Source organism: Acetobacter orleanensis, from assembly GCF_001581005.1.
Classification (GTDB): Bacteria; Pseudomonadota; Alphaproteobacteria; order Acetobacterales; family Acetobacteraceae; genus Acetobacter; species Acetobacter orleanensis.
Window position 1 is genome coordinate 12,957 of the sequence record NZ_LHZV01000051.1, and the last position, 24,124, is coordinate 37,080.

At 59.1% G+C, this 24,124-nt stretch carries 20 protein-coding genes and 1 pseudogene; 19 read left to right on the forward strand and 2 right to left on the reverse strand.

From position 1 onward, the window contains the following. Positions 1-40: 40 nt before the first annotated feature. The 5 genes and pseudogenes from AD949_RS03645 to AD949_RS03660 all read left to right on the forward strand — a co-directional run bounded on the left by AD949_RS03645 (position 41) and on the right by AD949_RS03660 (position 3,601). Positions 41-955: a Cof-type HAD-IIB family hydrolase gene (locus AD949_RS03645; protein WP_048836224.1), complete on the forward strand. Its 915-nt coding sequence runs from the start codon at positions 41-43 to the stop codon at positions 953-955. Between the two features lie 32 nt (positions 956-987). Continuing rightward, positions 988-1,731: a 6-phosphogluconolactonase gene (pgl, locus tag AD949_RS03650; RefSeq protein ID WP_048836207.1), complete on the forward strand. Its 744-nt coding sequence runs from the start codon at positions 988-990 to the stop codon at positions 1,729-1,731. Between the two features lie 93 nt (positions 1,732-1,824). After that, positions 1,825-2,523, forward strand: a pseudogene (gene rpiA / locus AD949_RS03655) (ribose-5-phosphate isomerase RpiA); the annotation flags it as partial. A gap of 102 nt (positions 2,524-2,625) precedes the next feature. Continuing rightward, the gene (locus AD949_RS13680; RefSeq protein ID WP_082064763.1) at positions 2,626-3,159 is read left to right on the forward strand and encodes a gluconokinase; all 534 of its coding nucleotides are present in this window, start codon (positions 2,626-2,628) and stop codon (positions 3,157-3,159) included. Positions 3,160-3,370: 211 nt separating this feature from the next. Continuing rightward, positions 3,371-3,601 carry a hypothetical protein gene (locus AD949_RS03660; RefSeq protein ID WP_048836208.1) on the forward strand — a complete coding sequence of 77 codons (231 nt, stop codon included), beginning with the start codon at positions 3,371-3,373 and terminating at the stop codon, positions 3,599-3,601. A gap of 3 nt (positions 3,602-3,604) precedes the next feature. On the opposite strand, the gene AD949_RS03665 is transcribed toward AD949_RS03660, so the two are convergent. Next, the gene (locus AD949_RS03665) at positions 3,605-3,805 is read right to left on the reverse strand and encodes a hypothetical protein (RefSeq protein ID WP_174766790.1); all 201 of its coding nucleotides are present in this window, start codon (positions 3,803-3,805) and stop codon (positions 3,605-3,607) included. A gap of 92 nt (positions 3,806-3,897) precedes the next feature. Here AD949_RS03665 and AD949_RS03670 point away from each other — a divergent pair, with 92 nt between their 5' ends. The 14 genes from AD949_RS03670 to AD949_RS03735 all read left to right on the forward strand — a co-directional run bounded on the left by AD949_RS03670 (position 3,898) and on the right by AD949_RS03735 (position 20,897). Next, positions 3,898-5,058: a TroA family protein gene (locus AD949_RS03670; protein ID WP_082064761.1), complete on the forward strand. Its 1,161-nt coding sequence runs from the start codon at positions 3,898-3,900 to the stop codon at positions 5,056-5,058. A 118-nt stretch (positions 5,059-5,176) separates the two neighbouring features. Further along, positions 5,177-6,946 carry a chloride channel protein gene (locus AD949_RS03675; protein WP_048836210.1) on the forward strand — a complete coding sequence of 590 codons (1,770 nt, stop codon included), beginning with the start codon at positions 5,177-5,179 and terminating at the stop codon, positions 6,944-6,946. A 66-nt stretch (positions 6,947-7,012) separates the two neighbouring features. Beyond that, positions 7,013-8,041: a hypothetical protein gene (locus tag AD949_RS03680; protein ID WP_048836211.1), complete on the forward strand. Its 1,029-nt coding sequence runs from the start codon at positions 7,013-7,015 to the stop codon at positions 8,039-8,041. Further along, positions 8,038-8,754 carry an ATP-binding cassette domain-containing protein gene (locus AD949_RS03685; protein ID WP_048836212.1) on the forward strand — a complete coding sequence of 239 codons (717 nt, stop codon included), beginning with the start codon at positions 8,038-8,040 and terminating at the stop codon, positions 8,752-8,754. The genes AD949_RS03680 and AD949_RS03685 overlap by 4 nt, the downstream gene beginning before the upstream one ends. 34 nt (positions 8,755-8,788) lie before the next feature. Further along, complete coding sequence (locus tag AD949_RS14500; protein WP_244463390.1) at positions 8,789-9,415, forward strand: Dabb family protein; 627 nt, start codon at positions 8,789-8,791, stop codon at positions 9,413-9,415. A gap of 228 nt (positions 9,416-9,643) precedes the next feature. Beyond that, positions 9,644-11,365 carry a D-lactate dehydrogenase gene (gene dld / locus AD949_RS03695; protein ID WP_048836213.1) on the forward strand — a complete coding sequence of 574 codons (1,722 nt, stop codon included), beginning with the start codon at positions 9,644-9,646 and terminating at the stop codon, positions 11,363-11,365. Positions 11,366-11,414: 49 nt separating this feature from the next. Next, positions 11,415-13,064, forward strand: a complete 1,650-nt coding sequence (locus AD949_RS03700) for an ABC-F family ATP-binding cassette domain-containing protein (RefSeq protein WP_048836214.1) — start codon at positions 11,415-11,417, stop codon at positions 13,062-13,064. Positions 13,065-13,122: 58 nt separating this feature from the next. Beyond that, on the forward strand, positions 13,123-13,545 hold the full coding sequence (gene arfB / locus AD949_RS03705) for an alternative ribosome rescue aminoacyl-tRNA hydrolase ArfB (protein WP_048836215.1): 423 nt from the start codon (positions 13,123-13,125) through the stop codon (positions 13,543-13,545). Positions 13,546-13,642: 97 nt separating this feature from the next. Continuing rightward, complete coding sequence (locus AD949_RS03710; protein ID WP_244463391.1) at positions 13,643-14,677, forward strand: NAD(P)H-quinone oxidoreductase; 1,035 nt, start codon at positions 13,643-13,645, stop codon at positions 14,675-14,677. Between the two features lie 127 nt (positions 14,678-14,804). Then, a complete protein-coding gene (locus AD949_RS03715) occupies positions 14,805-15,488 on the forward strand; it encodes a YggS family pyridoxal phosphate-dependent enzyme (RefSeq protein WP_048836216.1) in 684 nt (227 codons plus the stop codon). Positions 15,489-15,585: 97 nt separating this feature from the next. After that, positions 15,586-17,583, forward strand: coding sequence for a potassium transporter Kup (locus AD949_RS03720; protein WP_048836217.1), 1,998 nt, complete (start codon positions 15,586-15,588; stop codon positions 17,581-17,583). A gap of 8 nt (positions 17,584-17,591) precedes the next feature. After that, positions 17,592-18,761: a radical SAM family heme chaperone HemW gene (gene hemW, locus AD949_RS03725; protein WP_048836218.1), complete on the forward strand. Its 1,170-nt coding sequence runs from the start codon at positions 17,592-17,594 to the stop codon at positions 18,759-18,761. A gap of 426 nt (positions 18,762-19,187) precedes the next feature. Further along, entirely contained in the window at positions 19,188-20,300 is a 1,113-nt protein-coding gene (locus tag AD949_RS03730; protein WP_048836219.1) for a nucleoside hydrolase, read from the forward strand. A 168-nt stretch (positions 20,301-20,468) separates the two neighbouring features. Then, positions 20,469-20,897: a DUF1489 family protein gene (locus tag AD949_RS03735; RefSeq protein WP_048836220.1), complete on the forward strand. Its 429-nt coding sequence runs from the start codon at positions 20,469-20,471 to the stop codon at positions 20,895-20,897. A gap of 60 nt (positions 20,898-20,957) precedes the next feature. Here AD949_RS03735 and AD949_RS03740 read toward each other — a convergent pair whose 3' ends face one another. Then, a complete protein-coding gene (locus AD949_RS03740; RefSeq protein WP_244463392.1) occupies positions 20,958-23,933 on the reverse strand; it encodes a TonB-dependent receptor domain-containing protein in 2,976 nt (991 codons plus the stop codon). Positions 23,934-24,124: the final 191 nt, after the last annotated feature.

A 24,124-nucleotide genomic window follows, 5' to 3' on the forward strand; every position in this document is an offset into this window, starting at 1 on the left:
ACGCTGACGCCACAGGGAGCGCAAACGCAGCATGACGGTTATGACGGTTACCGATAACGCCCTTCACGCAGCTCTTGCGCCCCCATCCTCTCGTATCAGGCTGGTGGTGTCAGACATGGATGGCACCCTGCTGACGCCTGAAAAGCAGGTTACGCACCACACACTCGCCGCCGTGCAGGCGCTGAAGGATGCGGGTATTCCGCTCTGTCTTGTCAGCAGCCGGCCGCCGAGTGGCATTGAAATGTATTTTGACGTTCTGGGCCTGCACACGCCCTATGGCGCGCTGAATGGCGGCACGATCCTGAACGCGGATCGCACGGTGCGCTCCCAGCTTGCACTCGACCCCGGTGCCGTGCAGGACACGCTGGATATGCTGAAAGTCCATAATCTGGATGCATGGCTGTTCCGTGGGCATGAATGGCTGGTGGATAATCCCACCGGGGCTTATGTGGAAATGGAACGCAAAACCTTACGGATGGACCCGCATATCGTATCCAGCTTTGCAGGCTCCACGTCCGGCATCGGCAAGATTACAGGCTCCACCGCGGATTATGACGCCGTTGCCCGGCAGGAAGCCGAAATCGGCATGCTGCTGGAAGGCCGCGCCAGCGTTGCACGGTCCAGCCAGTGGTTTCTCGACATCACCCCGCTGGATGCCAACAAAGGGAACGCTTTGCGGGAACTCGCCGCGTTCTACGGGATTGACCCTTCGGAAGTGGCCTGCATCGGCGATATGGACAATGATATCCCAATGTTCAAAGTCGCGGGGCTATCCATCGCCATGGGGCAGGCGTCTGACTCCGTGGCCGCGCAGGCCCATTTCACAACCGCCGCCAATACGGATGAAGGCTGGTCCAAAGCTATTGAAACCTTTGTGCTGCCACGGGCGGTCGCCCTGAATGCTCAGCCCGCCAGCACACCCGCCGCAGGCTCCGGCGGCTCCACCGGGCACTGAATGCGGTTTGTGTCAGGAGAGGACTTGATATCATGACAGGACAGAACACCCGCACGGGCAAAGTCTCCGTTTTTGCAGACAAAGCCGCCGCCTCCCGCCATCTGGCCGACTGGCTGTTGCAGGAAGCTCTGGCCAAACAGAACGGCCCGTTCAGCATCGCCCTTTCTGGCGGTAGCACGCCGCAACTGCTGTACAGCATGATGGCGTCCGAACCCTACGCCAGCCGTTTTCCGTGGGCGCGGATGCAGTTCTTTCTGGGGGATGACCGCTTTCTGGCGCATGACCATGCAGACAGCAATTCCGGCATGCTCCACCGCCTACTGTTCTCCCGCGTGCCGGTATCTGCCGAGAACGTGCATCTCATTCCCACAGCAGACACGGCGGAAGAGGCAGCCAAGGCCTATGAGGCTGAAATGAAGGCTTTTTACGGTGCGGATACGCTTCAGCCCGGCCGACCGCTCTTTGATGTCAATCTGCTGGGGCTGGGCAGCGATGGCCATACGGCCTCCCTTTTCCCCGGCCAGCCGGTGCTGAAGGAACAGACGGCATGGGTCTCCACCTGTGTCCCGCCCGTGGCCCCCTACACCCGCCTGACTATGACCTATCCGGCCATTGACGCCAGCCGCCATGTGATTTTTCTGGTGGAAGGCGCGTCCAAGCGGGAGACCGTCGCCAAAGTCCGTGCGCAGGACCCGGCCTGTCCGGCCAGCGCCATTACCGCCATGGGGGAACTGACCTGGGTGCTGGACCGAGATGCCGCCCCGGCGGACCAGTAAAAGGCGGAGCAGTAAAGGCAGGTCAGTAAAACACCGCCAAATCTGCCAGACAAGAAAACCCGACAGACAAGAAACAAGAACAAGGGAAACACCATGACCGGCACCCAGCCAGACCCCATCGCCAACCTGAAACAGCAGGCCGCCATCAAGGCCGCAGCCCTTGTGCGGGATGGCATGGTTGTCGGACTTGGAACCGGCTCCACGGCATTTTTTGTCGTGGCGGAACTGGGCCGCCGCGTGCGGGAAGAAGGGCTGAAAATCTGCGCCATTCCGACCTCCAATGCGACAGAAGCGCAGGCGCGGGAAGAAGGGATCCCGCTGACCACCTTTGGCGCTCACCCGGAACTGGACATCACCATTGACGGCGCGGATGAAATTGAGCCGCGCACGCTCAACCTCGTCAAAGGCCGGGGCGGTGCCCTGCTGCGGGAGAAAATCGTGGCGTCCGCCGCAAAGCAGCTCGTGATTGTGGCAGACGACAGCAAATATGTTGACCATCTGGGCACGCTGTGCCCGGTGCCGGTGGAAGTCATCCCTTTTGGCTGGGAAAACGTGGCCGTCAGGCTCGGCCAGCTTGGCGCGCATGTCACACCACGCAAGGTACGGGACGGGTCTTTCTATCTGACGGATGAAAAAAACCTGATTCTGGACTGTGTCTTCGGCCCGATTGAAGACCCGCATGCGCTGGGAGCCGCCATCCATAGTCTGGTCGGCGTCGTGGAACACGGACTATTTATCGGCATGGCGACGCAGACCATAACCGCCGGGGCAGACGGTATTCGAGTCATTACTCACCCCCACGCCGAAGAACTGAATGCCGCCTCAACGCATGATCCTTCACGAACTGCGACTCAGGCAATAGCACCGAGTGGCCATGACAACACCCAGACCGTAATGCCCGCGCAGCCGGTGGCGGCAGGGATCAGAAAACGATTACTGATCCTGATGGGTGTTTCGGGCTCAGGCAAGAGCACCCTTGCGGTAGGCCTACGGAATGAACTGGGCTGGCCGTTTCAGGAAGGGGATGACCTGCACCCCCCAGCAAACGTCGCCAAAATGGCCGCAGGCATTCCGCTGACGGATGACGACCGCTGGCCTTGGCTGGCGCGCTGTCAGGAATGGCTGGCCCATTGCGAGCAGACTGGCACCGGCGGCATTCTCACCTGCTCCGCGCTGAAACATGCCTACCGGGACGCACTGCGCAAAGGTGGGCTGAACCCGATCTTCCTTTATCTGCACACCACGGAATCCGTCTTGCTGGAACGGTTGCAGAACCGGACGGGCCATTACATGCCCCCTACCCTGCTGCCCAGCCAGTTGCAGACGCTGGAAGTACCGGGGGCTGATGAATGCGCCCTCGCCCTTTCCGCTGATGCCCGACCGGCGGATACCATTGCGGAAATTCTGTCCTATCTGAAAACAACCTGACTGTCATAGACTGTTTTAAAAGTTAGAGGCACGATTGGCATGGCGTGGTTGTGACTGAACAGGCAAATTTGCCTCCGCCATGTCAGAACGTCGGGGCACCGAAGCTCGGAGCATTAGGGGCAAAAGACAGCACAGTCAGACCCCAATCACCAGACCCGGTCGACTTCAGGCGATTTTTGAGACACGCTCTTGAGACAAAAGGACCTGTATCATGGGCCATAATTACGCAAAACCGTTGACCTCCGGGCAGAAGATGGACCGGTTACTCTCGCGCATTCCACCCTCATGGGCCGTGCGGATTGAACGTGCGGCCGGTACCGCCACATGGCGCGCCACAATCCATGCCCCGGAAAACACCGAAGGCGCGTGGAGTGACGCGCATCAGGACCCGGCAGACGCATTGGAAGACGCATGGCGGCGCAATCGCACGGTTATCGTCTGACGCTTAACGCACCCGCCCACGCCTGCGCGGCTGGCCTGTAAGCGGATTGATCTGCTGTTCCCGGATCGGTTTGGGTGTTGTATCCGGCACCACATGGCAAGGAATACCCTCCGCCCGTCGCGCTGCGGCAAAGCGTTCCGCGTGGCTGAGCTGGGCCGCCTGATAGAGCACCTTATCTCCCAGCATCACTTTATGCTGTCGCACAGGTCTGTCCTTTTTCTGTCCAGAAAGCCGTCCACTTGCAACGGCACTCGCTATATTTTAACGTATATAATACCATCACGCTGGAATATCTCATGCGCTCTTTCATGCCCCGTAGCGGACTGCTCTGCTCCACATCCGTCCTGCTCACCCTGCTGGGTGCCGGGGTGGTCACGCCTCTGGTCCTGCCCCAGCACGCCGCAGCGCAGAATACAGCGGCAGCAAAACACCCGGCGGAGAGCCCCGGCGCACACGTTGTCGCACAGGCCGTGGCCACCATGCCGACTATCAACAATATCCCGGTTTATCCACGCATGGTTACGGATATGAGTGGCACCAGCGTTGCGCTGGACAAGAGTGCAGCCCGCATTGCGGATCTTTGGTTTGCCCATAACGAAATTACCGTCATGCTGGGCGGGGCGGAGCGCATCAAAGTGACGGCTGATAAACCCGTTGATCTACCATGGCTGTTTAAAATTGCGCCCGTGCTGCATACGGCGGAAACCGGCATCCGCCCAGAAAGCGCCAACCCGGAAGACCTGCTAAGCCGCCAGATCGGGCTGGTCTTTGTGCCCACCCACGCCAAAGCGGAAGAACTGCGCCGAACCGGCCTACCCACGCTCGATGCCCATTATATCACGTTGCCGCAGATGCTCACCTCCGTGGATATGACAGCCGATGCGCTGGCCACACCATACGCCCACCTGATCGCGCATCAGTATCGTGAAAAGCTGGACGGTGTGCAGCATCTTCTACAGACACGCACGGCATCCCTCCCGGCGTCCGCCCGCCCGCGTGTGCTGCATATTGCGCGCCTCAACCCGTTGCAGATTGATGGGAAAGATACGCTGATTGACGCTTGGCTTCAGGCAGCGGGCGGCCGTAATGCGGCGGCAGAGGTTTCCGGCAACCATCGGCCCGTCACCTTTGAGCAGATTGCCGCATGGAACCCGGACATGATCATGATCGGGGCCAATGCGGGGCCACTTGCTGCGGACTCTCCCCTGCGCACCCTCACCGCCTTCCGGCAAGGCAAGGTCTGGACAAACCCGCAGGGCGTGTTCCCGTGGGACCGTTACGGGTGTGAAGTCCTGCTCCAGCTTGAATGGGCCGCACAGCATATTCAGCCCAACCTGTTCAAAGATATTGATCTGCGTCAGGACCTGAAAACATTCTACACGCAGTTTTTCCGTTACGCCCTGACGGATGATGATGTGACACGTATTCTGGCGGGACAACCACCGGCCACCCCCTGAAATATCAACCTCCCAGAACAGGAAATAAAATTAGGCCTTCCCTCCGGTAGGAGAAAGCAGGCATTACATGGAGCGTGAGACACCGGACAGACGCCCCTCCGCCTGTGCCTGAGCAGCCATGACCGGTCTGCTGGACCATGTGCGCACCCACAACACGCCCCCCGAACTTCTGGCGGCGCTGCGGGCTCTTGTGCGCAAAGACACCCTGTGGCTGATTGCATTGGCTGCTCTTGTCGGCGTGCTGGCAGGCAGTGTTGTCGCCCTGATGACGGCCACCACTTTCCTCACCCACCATCTTCTGGCCCCCGGCTCCGGTCGTCTCTCCGGCCTGACCAGCGTCAGCCCCACGCGGGCGCTGCTGGTGCCTATGGGCGGCGGCCTGCTGCTGGGGCTGACCAGCCTGTATCTGGCCCGCAAAACCCGCTTCCGCCCGGTTGATCCAATTGAAGCCAACGCCCTGCACGGTGGCCGCATGTCCCTGCGGGATAGTCTAATTCTGGCTGGGCAGACCATTCTCTCCAATGGCTGCGGGGTATCGCTGGGGCTGGAAGCGGGGTTCAGCCAGCTTGGCGCGGCCTTTGGCTCGCGCATCGGGCGACAGTTACGCATGCACCGCTCGGATGTGCGCCTGCTGGTGGGCTGTGGCGCGGCCGGGGCCATCGGAGCGGCGTTTGACGCCCCTCTGGCCGGAGCGTTCTATGCGTTTGAACTGATTATTGGCACCTACACCTTTACCGCCCTGCCGCCGGTGGCTCTTGCCTCCATCTGCGGTATTGCCGTCGCACATCTGACTGACACCGTTCTGCCGCCGGTGCTGGTGGCCACACCACCGAGCATCCCCTTAATGGCCAGCTTCCCGATCATCCTACTGGGTATTCTCGCTGGAATGATGGGGGTTCTGCTGATGCGCGGCGTCACGCTGACCGAATATATTTTCCAGCGCCTACCCATCCCGGTCTGGCTGCGCCCTGCGCTGGGCGGGCTGATGGTGGGCGGGCTGGCGCTCCTTTCCCCTTCTGTTCTGTCCTCCGGCCATATGGCCATGCGGGCGGGGCTTATCAGTTCTCCCCCGCTGCTGCTGGCTCTCGGTCTGCTGGGCCTCAAGGCGCTGGCATCCGCCATTTCCATCGGCTCCGGCTTTCGCGGTGGGCTGTTTTTTGCCTCGCTCTATCTAGGCGTGCTGACAGGAGCGGTCTTTGCCGGGATTATCGCCCCGCTGGCCGTACTGCCTGTTTCCGTCTGCACTATTGTGGGCATGTGCGCGCTCGCCGTGTCGGTCATTGGCGGGCCCATGACCATGATCTTTCTCGCACTGGAAACAACCGGCAGCCTGCCGCTGACAGGCGCTGTTGTGGTCTCGGCCATTGTCTCCTCCATGACGGTACGGCGGACCTTCGGCTACTCCTTCGCCACATGGCGCTTCCACTTGCGCGGGGAGAATATCCGCTCGGGCGTGGATGTAAGCTGGATGCGCACACTGACTGTGGAGCGGATGATGCGCACACAGATTGTCACCTTCCCCGCTACAGAAACCGTGCAGGCCGCCCGTCTGGCCTTCCCCAACCAGACACCGCGCTACATCATTCTGTGTGACAAGGATAACCAGTATAAGGGACTGGTGGAAAACGTGCTGTTCCACGCCAGCCATGTGCCGGAAACCACTCCACTGACGGCCCTTGTGGCCCCCGATGATGTCGCGCTGACTCCCGCCCTCTCCCTCTCCACGGCCATTGATACGTTTGAGCGTCTGGCCCGCCCCGCTCTGGCCGTAGTGGATGAGCAGAACTTCATTCTGGGCCTGCTGAGCGAACGCTATGTGTTGCGCCGTTACGCTGAAGAACTGGAACGCACCCGGCAGGAACTAGCGGGGGAGAAATATCGCGCGTAACGTCAGGCATTGCTCTTCCGCCGGGACTCGGACCTCCGGACATCGGATCAGAAATTGTAAGACGTCATGATTTTAGAAAAAGCGGCCCCCTCTGGCCTTCTATTCCAATATGATACGCTGCTTGTCTGGAAGACGCTGACTATCACGTTCCGACGCTGGCGGGATCGGCTGACCGTTGCCGCTGTGCTCCTCGCCGGTTTGCTGGTCCTTCATCTGCGCATGGCATCATGCCCATGGCGACTTGCTGCGGGGATTTTTCTGGCTATCGGGTTTCTGGGCGCCCTGACTGTCCTGCGGTCCGCCGCTGCCCGCCTGTCCAACCATATCACATATGGCCTGCTGGCTCCGGAAGCCCTGACCCCATCTTTGCGACGGCGCTATCTGGCCACATGGTGCGCCATCGGTCTGGGGAGCCTGACTGCCCTCACGCTGATTATCCGGCCGTCCCTGCTGATTGTCTGTGTGCCGGGTTATCTGGCGGGGTCTGTTCTGGGGTTCGTGGGCCTGAGTAAGGGGCCGGGTTCTGCCGGGCCGGACCATGCGGGCGCTTTCATACAAAAGCATCCTTTCTTCTCACGGTTCCGGCGTCCTGCCGCCCCTTATGCCGGGCTGGTTTGTGCGCTGGGTCTTCTGGCCGTGGCTGATTGCACGCGCCTCTTCCTGCCACCGGCCTTCTTCACGCCTGTTCTGATGACGGTAGCAACCCTGATGCTGTTCAGGCTCAGCGCCACAGACCATGCCGTTGTGAAGTTCCTCTGTCAGTCAGGCTCTTCACCATTACAGAGTATCCAGAGGACCTCGGGGGATGACGCTGCCTTCCTGCTTGCCGCAGGTCCTGCCGCGTGGAGTCTATATGGCTGGTTTCCGGCTGTGCTGATCCTCGCACTCTGCGTGACCGCCGGTCTTCTGAAAACGCTATGGATCTGGACAGCCTGCTGCCATGATAAAAAAAGGACCGATCTGATCATGACGTGTGAGACAGGCGTTCTGATACTGACCGGCTATGAAGAGGCTGTTCTTCTCCCCGCCGTGCTCGCCTTTTTTCTCTGGATATCCTACCGGCGCGCAGCCGCCCGGACATGGCTGATGCCATGACCCCACTCCTCCGGCTTGCCGAAGTCTCCGTTAGTCGCCATGCCGCGCGGGTGGTCACGGATGTCAGCCTCAGCGTCCGGCAGGGCGCATGGTTTGGCCTGATTGGCGCGAACGGTTCCGGCAAGACAACCCTGCTGCGGGCTGTGGCAGGGCGACTGCCCTTTGCTTCCGGCTCCTGCCTGCTGGACGGAGCGGAGACCGTGTCCGACCGCCCGTACCGGGCCACACAGATCGGCTTCTGTCCGCCGGCCGAAACTCTTCCCGACATTCTAACGGGCCGTGAGGTGCTGAAACTCCTTGCCGGGTCCGAGGACACCCTCTGGCGCTGCCTTGGTCCGTTACGAACAGCCCTACAACTCGATACGTTGCTGGACCGGCGGATTGGAGACTGTTCCGCAGGAATGCGCCAGCGCATTGCCCTTGCCACGGCCTTTGCGCGCGGACAAAGGCTGGTCATTCTGGATGAGCCCTTCAACTGGCTGGACCCGGTCGCCATTTTTGACGTACGGGAGACTCTGCGGAGCATGGTGGACGAGGGGCTGACGCTCATCACCGCCCTGCATGATCTGACAACACTGGCGACAAACTGTGACACCGGCCTCCTACTGGCAAACGGTCGCACAGCCCTGACGCTTGATGAACAAGCTTTGAAGACCGCACGCCACGATCTGCTGGACTTTGAGCGCAGGACAATCGCCTTATTAAGGTCTTGACCCCCCACAGATATAAAAGGAAGGAAAACACCCTGTGTCTCGTGGCCCCTCCCTGAAAACCGCGCCCCGCCTGACAGCCCTTACCACACTGGCCTGTGTGCAGGCGCTGCTGCTGACCGGCCCTGCGCTGAGCGCACCTGTGCCTCAGAATGCCGCCCAGCCGTCCTCTCCCCCACCCTCTTCTGCTACCCGATCTTCTGCCACGCCATCAGCACTGGACGCCGCCGCTCTGGCCGCGCAGAGGGAACAGCGTGCTGTCGGCGTCGCCCGTTTTACCGCGCCGGATTACAAACCCGGTCTGCTGCGCCATATGGTGATGTTCGCCTTCCGCCCCGGCACGACTGCCGCGCAGCGGGCCGAGGTCACCCGGCGTTTCATCGCGCTGGCCAGTCTCTCCCGCAGGCCGGATGGCAAACCAGTGGTGACATCCATTGAAACAGGGGCGCAGAACAGCGGAGAAAATACGGACCTCGGGCTTGAACAGGGCTATCTGGTCACTTTTGCCTCAGAAGGGGACCGGAATTTTTACGTTGGCCGCCCGATTGTCACAGAGCCACGCTTTTTTGACCCGGCGCATGACGCGTTCAAAACCTTTGCAGCCCCTTATCTGACTAAGGGTGTGGTGTTTGATTTCACCCCCGGAGCCCCGGCAGTTCCATAATTCGCCCTGTGGAGCCCGCCTTCTGGAATTCACCCTCTGGCCCCGCCTTTTGCCTCCCCCTCTGGCTTTCCGGACGGAATACTGCAAGGATTTCAGAATATGGCATCCCTTTCCAACCGGAGCGGGATGCCGCACCAACCCAGACGCATATCTGTGATCTGGCACGGAAGAAGAAGAGTGTTATAACACCAACCGCATTACTGCCTGACCCAGACGGAGCCTTACCTTATGACCGCCCCTGCCCAGACCCCGGCGAACCAGTCTCTGCTGGGCCGCCTGAAGGATATTGCCGGACACAGCCACGTTCTGACCAGCGAAGCCGACACCTACCGCTTCCGCCACGGTTTCCGCTTTGGCGCGGGCAAGGTGCTGGCGGTCGTGCAGCCCGGCACGCTGGTGGAGTTGTGGCGGGTGGCGCAGGCTTGCGTGGCGGCAGGCAAGATTATCATCATGCAGGCCGCCAACACGGGCCTGACGGGTGGCTCCACGCCGGATGGCAATGATTATGACCGTGAGATTGTGCTGATCAGCACCCTGCGGCTGACCGGTGCGCATCTGATCGGCGGCGGCAAACAGGTGGTCTGCCTGCCCGGTGCCACCCTGTATGAGCTGGAAAGCATGCTGGGCGCCATCGGGCGGGAACCCCATTCCGTTATCGGGTCTTCCTGCATTGGTGCGTCTGTTCTGGGCGGGATCAGCAACAACTCGGGTGGCGCGCTGGTGCAGCGCGGCCCGGCCTATACGGAAATGGCCGTGTTTGGTCAGGTGGGGGAAGACGGCACGCTGCGGCTTGTCAACCATCTGGGTATCCAGTTGGGGAATGACCCGGAAGCGATCCTGAACAAACTTCAGGCTGGCACCTTCTCCGATGCCGATATCGACTGGGATGCAGGCCGAGGGCATGACAACAACTACATCACCCATGTGCGCGATGTGGATGCGGATACCCCGGCCCGCTTCAACGCGGACCCGGCCCGCTGGCATGAAGCCGCAGGGTGCGCGGGCAAGCTGGTGGTATTCGCCGTGCGTCTGGATACCTTCCCGGCTGCAAAAAATCCTGCGGTATTCTACATCGGCTCCAACAGCACGGACGAGTTGGAAGACCTGCGCCGCCACATGCTGACTGCCTTTGAAGAACTGCCGATTGCTGGCGAATACATCCACCGCGATGCGTTCAACATCGCCGAAAAATACGGCAAGGATACGTTTGCCATCATCCGCAAATTCGGCACGAAGTTCCTGCCGAAACTTTTTGCCACGAAGGCAAAATTTGACATTTTCGCCAAGAAATTCGGCTTCCTGCCAGAAAATCTGAGTGACCGCATCATGCAGGCCCTCAGCGTGTTCATCCCGCCCCAACTTCCCCGGCGGATGCTGGACTACCGGGATAAATTTGAACATCACCTGATGGTAAAAACCTCCGCCACGCTGGCAGGCCCGATGAAGGCGTATCTGGAAGAATTCTTTCGCACCGCCACGGGTGAGTTTTTTGAATGCACGCCTGATGAAGGCACCTGCGCCTTCCTGCACCGCTTTGCCGTGGCGGGAGCCGCCGTGCGCTATCGCGCCGTGCATCATAGGGAAGCGGAAGATATTGTGGCGCTGGACGTCGCCCTGCGCCGGAATGACCGCGACTGGTTTGAAAAACTGCCGCAAGAGATTGAAGAGAAAATCATCGTCAAACTCTATTACGGCCATTTCCTGTGCCATGTGATGCATCAGGATTACGTCATTAAAAAAGGCTATAACGCCATGGACGTGGAGCACAGCATGCTCCCCGGTCTGGACCAACGCGGCGCGCGCTACCCGGCGGAACATAATGTGGGCCATCTTTATCACGCCCCGGATGTTATGCTCGCGCATTACCGGGAACTGGACCCCTGCAACTGCATGAATCCGGGCATTGGTCTGGCCACCAAAAAGAAAAACTGGGTGGCGGAAAGCGTCTAAAACGCGATAGAGAGGTCCGGCCCTTTCCTGTTACCGGACTTCTCGCTTTATGCTTCAGATCGACAGCCTCGTGTTCAACGCATGGGGACGCCAGTTTTTCAATCGTGCCAGCGTCAGCCTGCCCAACCCCTCCAAAGTCTCTCTGGTGGGGCGGAATGGGGTGGGTAAATCCACGCTGTTCAAGCTGATCAAAGGCGAGTTGCAGCCGGATTCCGGCGAGATTTCCATCCCCAAAGCCGCCCGCGTTGCCGCTGTGGATCAGGAGCATCCGGCCACGGATATCAGCCTGATTGACACCATTCTGGCCGCGGATGCAGAACGCGCCACCCTGATGGCCGAGCTGGAAACGGCGGAGCCGGAACGCATGGGCGATATCTGGATGCGGCTGATTGAAATTGATGCCGACAGCGCCCCGTCCCGCGCGGCTGAAATTCTCAACGGCCTCGGCTTTTCAACCGAAGATCTGGACCGCCCGATGGCGGAATTCTCCGGCGGCTGGCGGATGCGCGTGGCCCTTGCCGCCGCCCTGTTCTCCGAACCAGACCTGCTGCTGCTGGATGAACCGACCAACTATCTGGACCTTGAAGGGGCACTCTGGCTGGAAGCCCGGCTGGAACGCTACCCGCACTGCGCCCTGATTATCAGCCATGACCGGGAACTGCTGAACAACTCGGTCGATTTCACGCTGCATGTCACGGAAGGCAAGCTGGAACTCTATACCGGCGGCTATGATTCCTTTGAGCATCAGAGAGCCGAGAAAATCCGTCTGCAAAGTGCGACCCGCGCCAAGCAGGAAGCCGAACGCGCCCATCTGCAATCTTTTGTGGACCGCTTCAAAGCCTCCGCCGCCAAGGCCGCGCAGGCGCAAAGCCGCGTCAAACGGCTTGCCAAGCTGACGCCGATTGAAACCACCATCGAGGCTCAGGTCTCCCCCTTCATCCTGCCCTCTCCGCCACGCCCGCTGGCCCCGCCACTGCTGCGGCTGGAAAATGTGGAGGTCGGCTATGGGGATGATCCGGCGATTCTGAAAGACCTCGACCTCCGGCTGGATGTGGATGACCGCATCGGCCTGCTGGGCGTAAACGGGGCCGGGAAATCCACCTTCGCCAAGCTCGTGGCGGGAGCGTTGCAGGCGCGGTCCGGGCGCGTGTCCCGCTCCGCGCGGCTTGAGGTGGGCTGGTTCCACCAGCATCAGATTGAAGCGCTGGACCCGCAGCAGACTCCGCTGGATATCATGCGAGAAGCGCGGCCTACGGACAGTGACCAGTCCCATCGTTCCCGTCTGGCCCAGTTCGGCATTCATTTTGAAAAGCAGGGCACCAAGGTTGAAGCCCTTTCCGGGGGTGAACGCGCCCGCTTGCTGCTGAACATGGTCGCCATGTCCGCTCCGCATCTGCTGATTCTGGATGAACCGACCAACCATCTGGACATCGATAGCCGCCGCGCCCTGCTGGACGCGCTGAATGCGTATGAAGGGGCCGTGCTGCTCATCACCCATGACCGCTCCCTGATGGAACTGGTGGCGGACCGGCTGTGGCTGGCGGCAGACAACACCATTGTCCCGTTTGATGGCGATATGGATGACTACGCCCGCTTTGTGATTGAACGCGCCCGTGGCGGCACAGCCGCCCCGTCCCAGCGCGCCGCGAAAGACAAACGGAACAAGAAAGAGAAAAAAGAGAAGAAGCAGAAATCCTGACCATGCAGGGCGGAGGGCACCCGGCCCTCCGCCCTGCATGAGGCGACCCTGAGGTTTTATGAAAATCGCCATCACCCCCACCCTTGCGCTGGATGACGGGGAACTCTCCTTTACCTATATTCTGGCCTCCGGCCCCGGCGGCCAGAATGTCAACAAGGTCGCCACCGCGGCGCAGTTGCGGTTTGACGCTGCCAATTCGCCTTCTCTGCCCGAACGGGTGCGCACCCGCCTGCTGGAACTGGCGGGCAGCCGCGCCACGCGGGAGGGCGTAATTGTTATCACCGCCCGCAACTACCGCACCCAGCAGCAGAACCGGGACGATGCCACCCAACGACTTGTGGAGTTCATCCGGCAGGCCGCACATAAGCAGGCCTACCGCGTGCCCACCCGCCCCGGCAAAGGCGCCCGCCAGCGGCGGCTGGATGGCAAGGCCCGGCGCTCCAGCATCAAGCAGGGGCGCAGCAAACGGTTTGACGATTAAACTCCGCCTACCCCAGACGTGAAGTCCGCGCCTCTTTTGCGCCAGAGAAGAATGAGCTTTCATGCGCCCTCACGGTTTTTCTCCGCGAGGCGCATCCATGACAGCTTCCCACCGCCCCACCCAGTCCAGCACCATGACAGCCGTCTGTTTTACAGAACCGGGCGGCCCGAATGTGTTGCAGTGTGAAACCCTGCCCATCCCGCAGCCGGGCCGGGGAGAAGTGCTGGTGCGTGTGCTGGCGGCAGGCGTCAACCGGCCAGACCTGATGCAGCGCGCAGGGCTTTACCCCCCACCGCCCGGTGCAAACCCGCGCCTTGGGCTGGAAATTGCCGGGGAAATCGTGGCCTGCGGCGCCCAGCAGGACGGCACCCTTATGCCTGACATTGGCAGCATGGTCTGCGCGCTGGCCAATGGTGGCGGCTATGCGGACTATTGTCTGGTGCCCGCCGGGCAATGCCTGCCCATCCCCAAAGGGTTTGACGCCGTGCAGGCCGCCGCCCTGCCGGAAACCTTTTTTACGGTCTGGTCCAACCTGTTCATGCCAACACCTCCTGCTGTGGGGCAACGGGTGTTAATCCACGGCGGCAGCAGCGGTATTGGCGTTACGGCCATCCAGTTGGTACGGGCCTTTGGCGCCGTTCCTTACGTTACAGTGGGCAGTGCGGAAAAATGCGCCCTGTGTGAAAAGCTCGGAGCCGTTGCCATCAATTACCGTGAGGAAGATTTTGCCGCGCGCCTGCGCGAATTGACGGATGGCGTGGGCGTTAACCTCATTCTGGATATGATCGGCGGCGCGTATTTTGACCGCAATATCAAAAGTCTGGCGCAAGACGGTCGGCTGGTGATTATTGCCCTGCAAGGTGGGGCCAAGGCTGAACAGGCTGATCTGGCACGCATCATGACACGCAGACTAATTGTGACTGGCAGCACCCTCCGTGGGCGGGACACCGCCGCCAAAGCCCGCATCGCGCAAGAACTGCACACGCAGGTCTGGCCCCTGCTGGCCAGTGGCACCATCAGCCCGCGTATTGATACAGTCCTGCCCTTCTCCAAAGCCGCCGAGGCCCACCAGATGATGGAAGACGGGAAACATCTGGGCCGCATCATTCTGGTGCCTGACGCGAAAGCCTGAGTCCTCTACCGCCACGGCCTGCGCATGACGCACACATAGCGGCATGTCCGCACGGCACTCCCCTGCCGGGACTTTTTTCGCTACAAGGAGGGAACTCTTCCTCTCTTATTGAGAAAAGCTCCGTTTTATGGCCCCATCCTCTTCCCTTGCGGACAGGCTTGCTGATGTCCGCGCCCGCATCACGACTGCCGCGCAGGATGCCGGGCGAGACCCTGCCTCTGTCACGCTGGTCGCAGTTTCCAAATTTCATCCGGCCAGCAGTGTGCAAGACGCCATTGGCGCAGGGCAGACGGTGTTTGGTGAAAATCGCGTGCAGGAAGCCGCCGCCAAATTCCCGCCCCTGCGGGCGCATAATCCAGCACTGCGCCTGCATCTGATAGGCGGCTTGCAAACCAACAAGGCGAAAGAGGCCTTACGCATAGCCGATGTGATTGAAAGCCTTGATCGCCCTGCTCTAGCCGATGCTCTGGCCCGCGCTGCCGATAGCGAAGGCCGGATGCCCAGCCTGCTGATTGAGGTGAACACCGGGGATGAACCACAGAAGTTTGGTATCCCGAAGGAAGAAGCAGACAGTTTTATCCGCACCTGCCGCCAACGGTTTGGGGCCAGCTTACAGGGGTTGATGTGCATACCCCCAGCAGAGCAGGACCCGACCCCGCATTTCCGGCTGCTGCGCGGCATGGCGCAGACGCACGGCCTGCCAGTGCTCTCCATGGGCATGTCAGCAGACTATCCGATTGCCATTACCGAGGGCGCAACGCTTGTGCGCGTCGGCACCGCCATTTTCGGCCCCCGGCCACCCACGGCCTGAAGGGCCACCAGCCCGAAAACTTGCCAGCCCCCGGCCTCCGCCCTATGCAAACGCCGGGACCCATTTTCCCCACGAGCGACGTGGAGTCAGAACTGACATGACAGACCCAGCTATTACCCCCGGAACAGACCCGCAGTCTGGCACACCTCCCCACGCTGCGGCACACCCCGCTCCGGCTCCGGCTGAAAAGCCGCAGATTACGGAGTTTGACGCCGACCAGCCGCAACATGCCGCAGCCCCCGTGGGCTTTGCCGCCCTACTGGGTGTGCTGGGCGTTGTGTATGGGGATATCGGTACCAGCCCGCTTTACGCCTTCCGCTCAACAGTGGAAGTCATTTCCGGGCACCATAGCGTGGCACCGTGGGAGATTATGGGGGTTGCCAGTCTTATTTTCTGGACACTCCTTCTCATCGTCACGGTCAAATACGTCATTCTGATCATGCGGGCCGACCATAATGGAGAGGGCGGCATTCTGGCCATTATGTCCCTCGCCCAGCGTATGGCCACCAGCCCCAAAACCCGATGGGCGCTGGGGCTGGTTGGCATTGTGGGGGCCTGTCTCTTCTTTGGGGACGGCATTATTACCCCGGCCATTTCCGTGCTTTCAGCCATCGAGGGCGTGGAAGTCAGCGTGCCTGCCGCGCATGATTTTGTGATCCCCATCGCCATTCTGGTCATTATCAGCCTGTTCAGCGTGCAATGGATTGGCACCGGCAAGGTTGGGACCATTTTCGGGCCGGTTATGCTGCTGTGGTTCGGCACGATTGGGGCCTTGGGTGTTGTGCAGATCCTACACCATCCGGGTATTCTGATGGCGCTTTCCCCCACCTATGCGCTGGAATTTGTGTTCTATCACGGCAAGCTTTCCTTCCTTGCCCTTGGGGCCGTGGTGCTGTGCGTTACGGGGGCTGAGGCGCTCTATGCCGATATGGGCCATTTTGGTCGCGCGCCTATCCGCTACGCATGGCTATTTTTCGTGCTGCCTATGCTGGTGCTAAACTATTTCGGGCAGGCCGCTCTGGTCATTGCGGACCCCAAAGCGCTGGTCAATCCGTTCTTCCTGATGTGCCCGCACTGGATGCAGGGGCCAATGGTGGTGCTCTCCACCTTTGCGACCGTTATTGCCAGTCAGGCCGGGATTTCCGGTGGGTTCTCCGTCTGTCGCCAGCTTATCCAGCTGGGCTATATGCCCCGCCTACGCATGACGCACACCAACGCGGAAGAAGAAGGCCAGATCTATCTGCCGGACTTCAACCGTTTTCTGGCTGTCGGGGCCGTACTGCTGGTGGTGGCTTTCCGCAGTTCTGACGCACTGGCCTCCGCTTACGGCATTGCGGTAACGGGCACGTTCATCTGCACTTCCATTCTGGCCATTGTCGTGTTCCGCAAGCATTTCAACTGGCCAGCTTGGCAGGTCGGCCTCGTCTTCGGCAGCTTCCTTGCGCTGGACGCCACCTTCTTTGCCGCCAACGCCTTGAAAATCCCGGATGGCGGCTGGGTGCCGGTAATGCTGGGCTGCGTGCTGACCCTGATGATGACCACATGGAAAAAAGGCCGCAGCCTGATTGTCAGCCGCCAGCGGCAGGACAGTCTGCCCATGGGCTCCTTCATCGCGCGCCTGCCGCAGTCCCGCATTATCCGTGTGCCGGGCATGGCCGTGTTCATGACGGGCACGCCGGATTTCGTGCCGCCATGCCTGCTGCATAACCTCCGTCATAACAAGATCCTGCATGATCACGTGCTGTTTGTTACCGTGCAGAACCTTGACCAGCCGGAAGCAGACCGCGGCCACCGCGTAGCCGTGGAAGAACTGGCGCCTAATATCTACCGCGTCATCCTGCGCTACGGCTTTATGGAAATGCCCAACATCCCCCGCGCACTGGAAGACCTGAAATCCAACGGCGTGGACTTTGACGCGCTTCAGGCGTCCTACTTTACCTCACGCGAACTCATCACCCGCTCCTCCATGCCGCGCATTTCGCACTGGCGGATGTCTCTGTTCCTGTTCATGGCGCGTAACTCCACCTCCAGCATGGAGTTCTTCCGTATTCCGCCAGACCGCGTGGTACAGTTGGGCGTGAAGGTGGCCATCTGACCGCCCTTCTGCCCACCGCCGCGGCCAAAGCCGAGCCGCTCGCGCTCTACATCCACTGGCCGTTTTGTCTGGCCAAATGCCCGTACTGTGACTTCAATTCACACGTACGGGAACGGATGCCCGAAGCCCGCTTTGCCAGCGCCCTGCGGACGGAACTGGCGCATGAAGCCGCAAAGCTGGGCCGCCGAAAACTCGGCTCCATTTTTTTTGGGGGCGGCACCCCCTCCCTCATGGCGCCAGAAAGCGTGGCCGCGCTGATTGCTGAGGCCACAACCCTTTTCGAGCCGCTGCCCAACCTTGAAATCACGTTGGAAGCCAACCCAACCAGCGTGGAAGCTGGCCGCCTGAGCGCCTTCCGACAGGCCGGGGTCAACCGTGTCTCACTCGGGCTTCAGGCAATGGATGATGCGTCTCTGCGTTTTCTGGGCCGGGAGCACTCGGCACAACAGGCGCTTGCGGCGTTGGAAATTGCTCGTAGCCTGTTCCCCCGCATTACATTTGACCTGATTTACGCTCGCCCCGGCCAGACTCTAGCCGACTGGCAAGCTGAACTGGATATGGCCCTCAGTCTGGTGGCGGACCATGTCTCGCTCTATCAGTTGACCATTGAACCGGGTACGAAGTTTGAAGCGCTCTATCGCACTGGAGCCTTCACCCTTCCGGATGAAGAGACCGCCGCCCGGCTGTATCAGGAAACCGCCGATGTGACCGCCCGCCACGGGCTGGCTGGATATGAAGTCTCCAATTACGCTCGCCCCGGCAGTGAAAGCCGCCATAATCTGACCTACTGGCGTTATGGCGATTACCTCGGCATTGGCCCCGGCGCACACGGCCGTATCACGCAAGGTGATGCGCTGTTTGCGACCCGCCGCCACCGCGCCCCGGAACCGTGGGCCGATCTGGTAGAGCGCACCGGCACCGGCCAGACCTCTCAGGACGCGCTGGACCCGACAGACCGTGCACGGGAAATGCTGCTGATGGGCCTGCGCGTGACAGAAGGCATCAACACCAGCCGCTTTACCGCCCGCACCGGCCTGACTCTGCAAGACGCGCTGGACCCGGTCATTCTGGAAGCTGCCCTTGAGGAAGGTTATCTGGAGCAGACACCGGACACCCTGCGTGCCACAGCGGAAGGCCGCCTGCGGCTGGAAGCACTATTGAGCGCACTGGTTCTGTAAGGTCCGCTCCCGTTTTTGACACAATCCTTCATGAATTATGATGAGTTGCGACAGAATCAGCGTCCAGAGAAGCAAGAAAAATAAATCGTATAGACACGCATAGCGATCCTTAATGACCGCACCTGCTATCAACACAAGACTTAAGGGGAGAAGAAATAGGGAAAATTTCCATCTGTTTTTTATCATGATCTAAAATCCACTTCGTTTATTTCTATTATGCAATATTCCGTGCGTTTTGAAACTCAAAAATCACCGCACCACACATCCTGCTCTGCATCAAACACACAGAGAGAAACGATTTACCCGTCTTTCCACCCATGGCTCGGATGAAATTTTTACACGCCATATTTCCTTATGGTCCGGTTTAACGATACGCTTACAGTCCATTACCCAACCGGGTGTTCTTCTTAACCAACCGAGGCTGTCATGCGTCCGCGCTCCCTTCCCCATCGCCCCTTCCTGCGACTGACCTCCGCTCTCGCCGCAACGCTGGCCGTGCTGTGCGCGACCCCTCATGCCCGCGCGGATGAAAAGACTGACGCCCCGGAACTGGTCATTGAAGATAACGATTTTCTCGGACCGGGCGGGTCAGATATCCAGTCCACCATCCCTCTTCTCGCCAACCCGCACATCAAGGTCCTTGGTTTTACGGTTTGCGCTGGGGATGACTGGGAAAATGCGGAATCCGCGCATCTGCGCCGTTTTCTTGAAATTACCCATCATGAAGATATCCCAGTCGCGGATGGCGCAGTCTATCCGCTGATCAACACGGTGGAACTCATGCGCCTGCGGGAGCAGCAATATGGAACCATTCCATGGAAAGGCGCATGGGGCGGCACCGGATCCATGGCCAAAGTACCGTCCATCCAGCCGCCTTTACCGACATTGGCTGAAGGTGCTCCCAAAACACCCGCGATTGCCGAACCTGCCGCCCTGTTCCTGATCCGCATGGTGCATGCCCACCCGCATCAGGTTACCATTTTTGCGGCGGGCCCCATGACCAATCTGGCACTGGCCATCCGTCTGGACCCAACCTTTGCCGCCACCGCCAAACAACTGGTTTTCATGGGCGGGCTGATTGACATCAGCATGATGTCTCTCACAGGCAGCGCAAACTTCGCGTCTGACTTCAACATGATTTTTGACCCGGAAGCCGCCCATATCACGCTGACAGCCGCATGGCCCTCCATCACGGTGGTCGGCAACGTCTCTAATGATATTATGATGACAAGACCCTACATGGCCCTCATTGCCAGCAAGATCACTCCTGTCACCCGCTATATGAACCGCAACTTCGCACCACTCCCCCTGTGGGATGAAATGGCCGCCGCAATCGCGGCTGATCCGTCACTCGTGAAACAGTCCGTCAAAGCCTACATGGATGTGGAAATCGCCAAAGGCTACAGCTACGGCCACGCGCATGTCTGGCCGAAGACTCTGGCTCCGGTCGCCATGGGTGTACGGGAAGTGACACTCGTGCAGAAAATTGATGCCGAGAAATTTCAGGAAAATTTCGTGAAGCAGGCGCAGAGTCTGTAAGCCTTTTTTTCCTCCTTCGTCTGGCAGATGTCGCAACACCCGACACTCTGCCAGATACCCCGGTAAAACACACAAGCTTGCGTAAGAGAGGCCCAGCCCGGCCGCTGGCTCACGCAGACTTATCAGCCGGATTTTCAAAATCCACGCAATTTGCTGTAGGCTGGCAGCATGCTCAACCTCATCAAACTGGTTGTCGGTGTCAGTTCGGTTGAAGAACTGGCGGAACGGCAGAAAGACCCGCACAACACCCGACAACACCCGCAGCACAGTGCGCGGCTGCCGGTGGTGCATACCCGCACCTTTCCCCGCCAGAGTGAGGAAATCCTGCATAGCGGTTCACTCTATCGGGTGATCAGCGGTCTGATCCAATGTCGCCAGCAGGTGCTGGACCTGCAAACCGAAACACGGGCAGACGGCACACAGGGCACGCTCATTCTGCTCTCCCCGGAGATCATCCGGGTTGAACCCCGCGCCATGCGCCCGTTTCAGGGCTGGCGCTATCTGAAACCAGCCGACGCCCCACCAGACCTGTCGGGCACGCGGCACACCAACCTGCCGCCCCATTTACAAAAAGAGCTTATGCTGCTGGGTCTTTAAAAAAGACATAAAAAAACCCCTTCTCTCGAAGGGGTTTTCTCATTCCGTAGACTAGAAAATTTAGAAGTTCATGCCTGCCTGAAGCAGGAAGGACCGCCCAGCATACCAACCACCATAAGTGGAATCGTTACTGTTGCTTGACGTATTAACCAGGAACGGCGGCTGCTTGTCTGCCAGATTCTGGATTTCAAACTGGAAGTTCCAGCGCTTCAGGTTGTAGTTGAACGTCAGATCCTGCAGTACCATGGACGCGTTCTTAACACGGCCATAGCCATCAGCTTTATAGATGGTGTTGGTGCCATCGTTCCAATGCATCCCACTCATATACTGCATCATGTAGGTCACACTGAAATTGTTGTGGTGCCAGCTAAGAGATGCATAGTCACGCACAGTCGGGTTAGACGTCCCCTGAGCCTGATACGTGATGGACCCCAGAAAGTTGTAGTGCGGGCCACCGGGAACAAACTGCTGCTTGAAGCTGACCAGACGCTGGAAATTATTTTCTACCATAAACCAGTCCGCATCCGTCACACGGAACCGGTAGCTGAGGTCCCAATCCACACCGCTGGTGGTCAGAGCGCCAAGGTTTGCGTTCAGTGCGGAAACGGTATTGATCTGACCATTGCTGAGACGATTGACATTCTGACACATCGTGGGGCTGGAGCCCGTATAGCAACCATCAAGCACATACTGTGTGGACAACGCACTGATGGTGTCAGACACACGATAATGCCAGAAAGAAGTACTGGTGCTCAGGCCCGGAATCCAGTGTGGCGTAAAAGTCGCCCCAAAGGTGTACGTTCGACCGATTTCAGGGCGCAGCTTGGAGTTACCACCATTCAGAGACGGCACCTGCCCGGAGCCAGACTGCTGGAACGTATTCGGATTAATGCCCTGTTTCATGCAGTTCGCCATCACAGCAGCCTGACGACCGCCGTAGCTGGTGATCTGCGTCATATCACACGGGTCATTCGCGCCGTTATAGCTCATGAGCGTGCCACCATACAGTTCGGACACGCTTGGCTGACGGAAGGACGTGCCCAGTGTGCCACGGAACGCAACATCCCGCACGGGCGCCCAATTGATTCCAGCTTTCCAGTTATAGGTCGTGCCGAAGGTATTGTAGCTGGAAAAACGTCCCTGCCCATCGATAGACAGATTTTTGGCGAAGGGAACATTGTGCAGCAGTGTCAGGTTACCTTCTAGGTAAGCTTCTGACACGTTGAAGCCGCCGCCCGTCGGCAGCACGGTATTCGTCAGTGACCCACCCTGCGCAATGAGCGGATCAGGGTGATAGCTCATCTGCTCACCACGATGTTCCATACCCAGAGCGATACCGAGGTCGCCACCACCTTTGTAGGGCATGTGTACAACGTGATCATTGTGGATACGCGCATTGAAGTCACGCAGGGTATATTGGGAATGATCGTGCTCGGTATAGTTGGCGTACTGTGCAGCTTCGGGTGAAAGACGGCTTAACATGCTGGACTGTACGCACCCGGCATATCCAAGGCAGGAATTCGGGTTGTACATCATGTCAGAGCCTGAATCGCCCGGTGTTACCGCGTCCAACCCCCACTCACGCAGCAATTTGCCATAATCGCCAACACCAGATGTCTGGAAAGTAGACATGGTAGAACCATACGTGAAAGATGCATCATACATCCAGCCCGCTATGATTTCACCACTTGCGCCAACTTTAGCCGTCAGACTGTCAACGGCTGTTTCGCTTTTACGGTTCCCAAACTCTCCCATACGGCGATACATCTGGAGTTCTTCTCCAGAAATATTGCCGGGATAATCCTCTGGCAGCATGATCGCATTGGGCAGAGTGGACGGGGCCACACTTCCTGTTGCAGGGATGGGCGCCATCTGAGTCCATGACGTTTTGTGGCTGTACATCACGTTGGAATACAGCGTAAAATGCTTGCTGAAGTCATAATGGGCATCGCCCATCAGGCTCGCATTCTGCGTATTATTCAGCAGAGAGGTATCGTTGTTATAATTATACCGGCTAGATTTGCTATATGGAACCAGCCCCCCGGCATTGTTGCTGTTATAAACCGGATTCCCTGTACTAGGATCAAAAAATGTCCCACTGGTCGAAATAATCGAGCCGAAGCTAGGATGTAGAGAATCATTCGCCTGCGGATTACGGGACCATGCACGATTCTTCATCATCACGCCACCAACGGTGTTGTACTGCCCCATGAGCGTGATGTTGCCGCGATCATGGTCAAAGTTCCAGCCTTTATAAGCGGAAATCAGACCCGTCTTGTTATCGCCACGCTGGCTGATATCACCGCGCATAGTCACTGCGCCGGCGTTGATATCATGGCGCATCTTGATGTTGATCACACCTGAGACAGCGTCAGCGCCGTACAGTTCCGAACCACCATCTTTCAGAATTTCGATAGACTGAATGGCCATCACGGGGATGGTGTTCATGTCCACGCAGGACCCGCCGCTCATCCCGGTCTGGGTCACACGTTTCCCGTCAATCAGCACAAGAACACGGCTGCTGCCAAGGTTCCGCAAATCCACACAACCGACACCGGCACCACCGTTTGTATCCGCGTTCCCAGTGCCGCCAGAACCAATGGACGGCATACGCTGCAGGAAATCCCCTACGTTGGTCACGCCTGTCTGCTGGATTTCCTTAGAGGTAATGATCTGCACAGGGTTCGGGCTGGTGTTACGGCCCTGACGCAGAAAAGAGCCGGTAACTTCCACAGTTTCCGTGCCACCAGCGGCAGTCCCGAGGTTCCGAGCCTGTTGAATGGTTCTGGTTGAAGACGCAACCGGAGCAGCAACACGCGTGCTCACTGTCCGCGGGGCACCTTTCTGCACACCAGACGTCCGGGCATTCACCTTATGCGCAGCCACCTTTTTATGGGATGCCGCATGAACGTGGGAAGAAGACGTGGTCGTGGCAGCCTGCGCCAGAACAGGCGCGACTGCTGCAAAAACCGGCAACGCATACAGCAGGGAGAAAGAGAGCGGCAGGCGCTTCTTTCTACGATCGGGGTGGGACATCAGAGACTTCCTGCGAAAGTGTTACATTTAAAAGTCATTAGTATTTCCGAATTAAGAAACCCCCCGGCACCTGTCACGCTAAAATTTCGATATAAAAACCTTTTATCGGAATATGCGGCATTTAAAACACACTCCAACCGTAATGATGTCATTTTCTTTCCCAAAAAAGCCAAAAAAAGTACTAAATTTTA

What these genes read in the sequence shown, in the direction of transcription:
- AD949_RS03645 (WP_048836224.1), top strand. Translation starts at nt 41, where the DNA reads ATGACGGTTACCGATAACGCCCTTCACGCAGCTCTTGCGCCCCCATCC.
- pgl (WP_048836207.1), top strand. Translation starts at nt 988, where the DNA reads ATGACAGGACAGAACACCCGCACGGGCAAAGTCTCCGTTTTTGCAGAC.
- AD949_RS13680 (WP_082064763.1), top strand. Translation starts at nt 2,626, where the DNA reads ATGCCCGCGCAGCCGGTGGCGGCAGGGATCAGAAAACGATTACTGATC.
- AD949_RS03660 (WP_048836208.1), top strand. Translation starts at nt 3,371, where the DNA reads ATGGGCCATAATTACGCAAAACCGTTGACCTCCGGGCAGAAGATGGAC.
- AD949_RS03670 (WP_082064761.1), top strand. Translation starts at nt 3,898, where the DNA reads ATGCGCTCTTTCATGCCCCGTAGCGGACTGCTCTGCTCCACATCCGTC.
- AD949_RS03675 (WP_048836210.1), top strand. Translation starts at nt 5,177, where the DNA reads ATGACCGGTCTGCTGGACCATGTGCGCACCCACAACACGCCCCCCGAA.
- AD949_RS03680 (WP_048836211.1), top strand. Translation starts at nt 7,013, where the DNA reads ATGATTTTAGAAAAAGCGGCCCCCTCTGGCCTTCTATTCCAATATGAT.
- AD949_RS03685 (WP_048836212.1), top strand. Translation starts at nt 8,038, where the DNA reads ATGACCCCACTCCTCCGGCTTGCCGAAGTCTCCGTTAGTCGCCATGCC.
- dld (WP_048836213.1), top strand. Translation starts at nt 9,644, where the DNA reads ATGACCGCCCCTGCCCAGACCCCGGCGAACCAGTCTCTGCTGGGCCGC.
- AD949_RS03700 (WP_048836214.1), top strand. Translation starts at nt 11,415, where the DNA reads ATGCTTCAGATCGACAGCCTCGTGTTCAACGCATGGGGACGCCAGTTT.
- arfB (WP_048836215.1), top strand. Translation starts at nt 13,123, where the DNA reads ATGAAAATCGCCATCACCCCCACCCTTGCGCTGGATGACGGGGAACTC.
- AD949_RS03710 (WP_244463391.1), top strand. Translation starts at nt 13,643, where the DNA reads ATGACAGCTTCCCACCGCCCCACCCAGTCCAGCACCATGACAGCCGTC.
- AD949_RS03715 (WP_048836216.1), top strand. Translation starts at nt 14,805, where the DNA reads ATGGCCCCATCCTCTTCCCTTGCGGACAGGCTTGCTGATGTCCGCGCC.
- AD949_RS03720 (WP_048836217.1), top strand. Translation starts at nt 15,586, where the DNA reads ATGACAGACCCAGCTATTACCCCCGGAACAGACCCGCAGTCTGGCACA.
- AD949_RS03730 (WP_048836219.1), top strand. Translation starts at nt 19,188, where the DNA reads ATGCGTCCGCGCTCCCTTCCCCATCGCCCCTTCCTGCGACTGACCTCC.
- AD949_RS03735 (WP_048836220.1), top strand. Translation starts at nt 20,469, where the DNA reads ATGCTCAACCTCATCAAACTGGTTGTCGGTGTCAGTTCGGTTGAAGAA.
- AD949_RS03740 (WP_244463392.1), bottom strand. Translation starts at nt 23,933, where the DNA reads ATGTCCCACCCCGATCGTAGAAAGAAGCGCCTGCCGCTCTCTTTCTCC.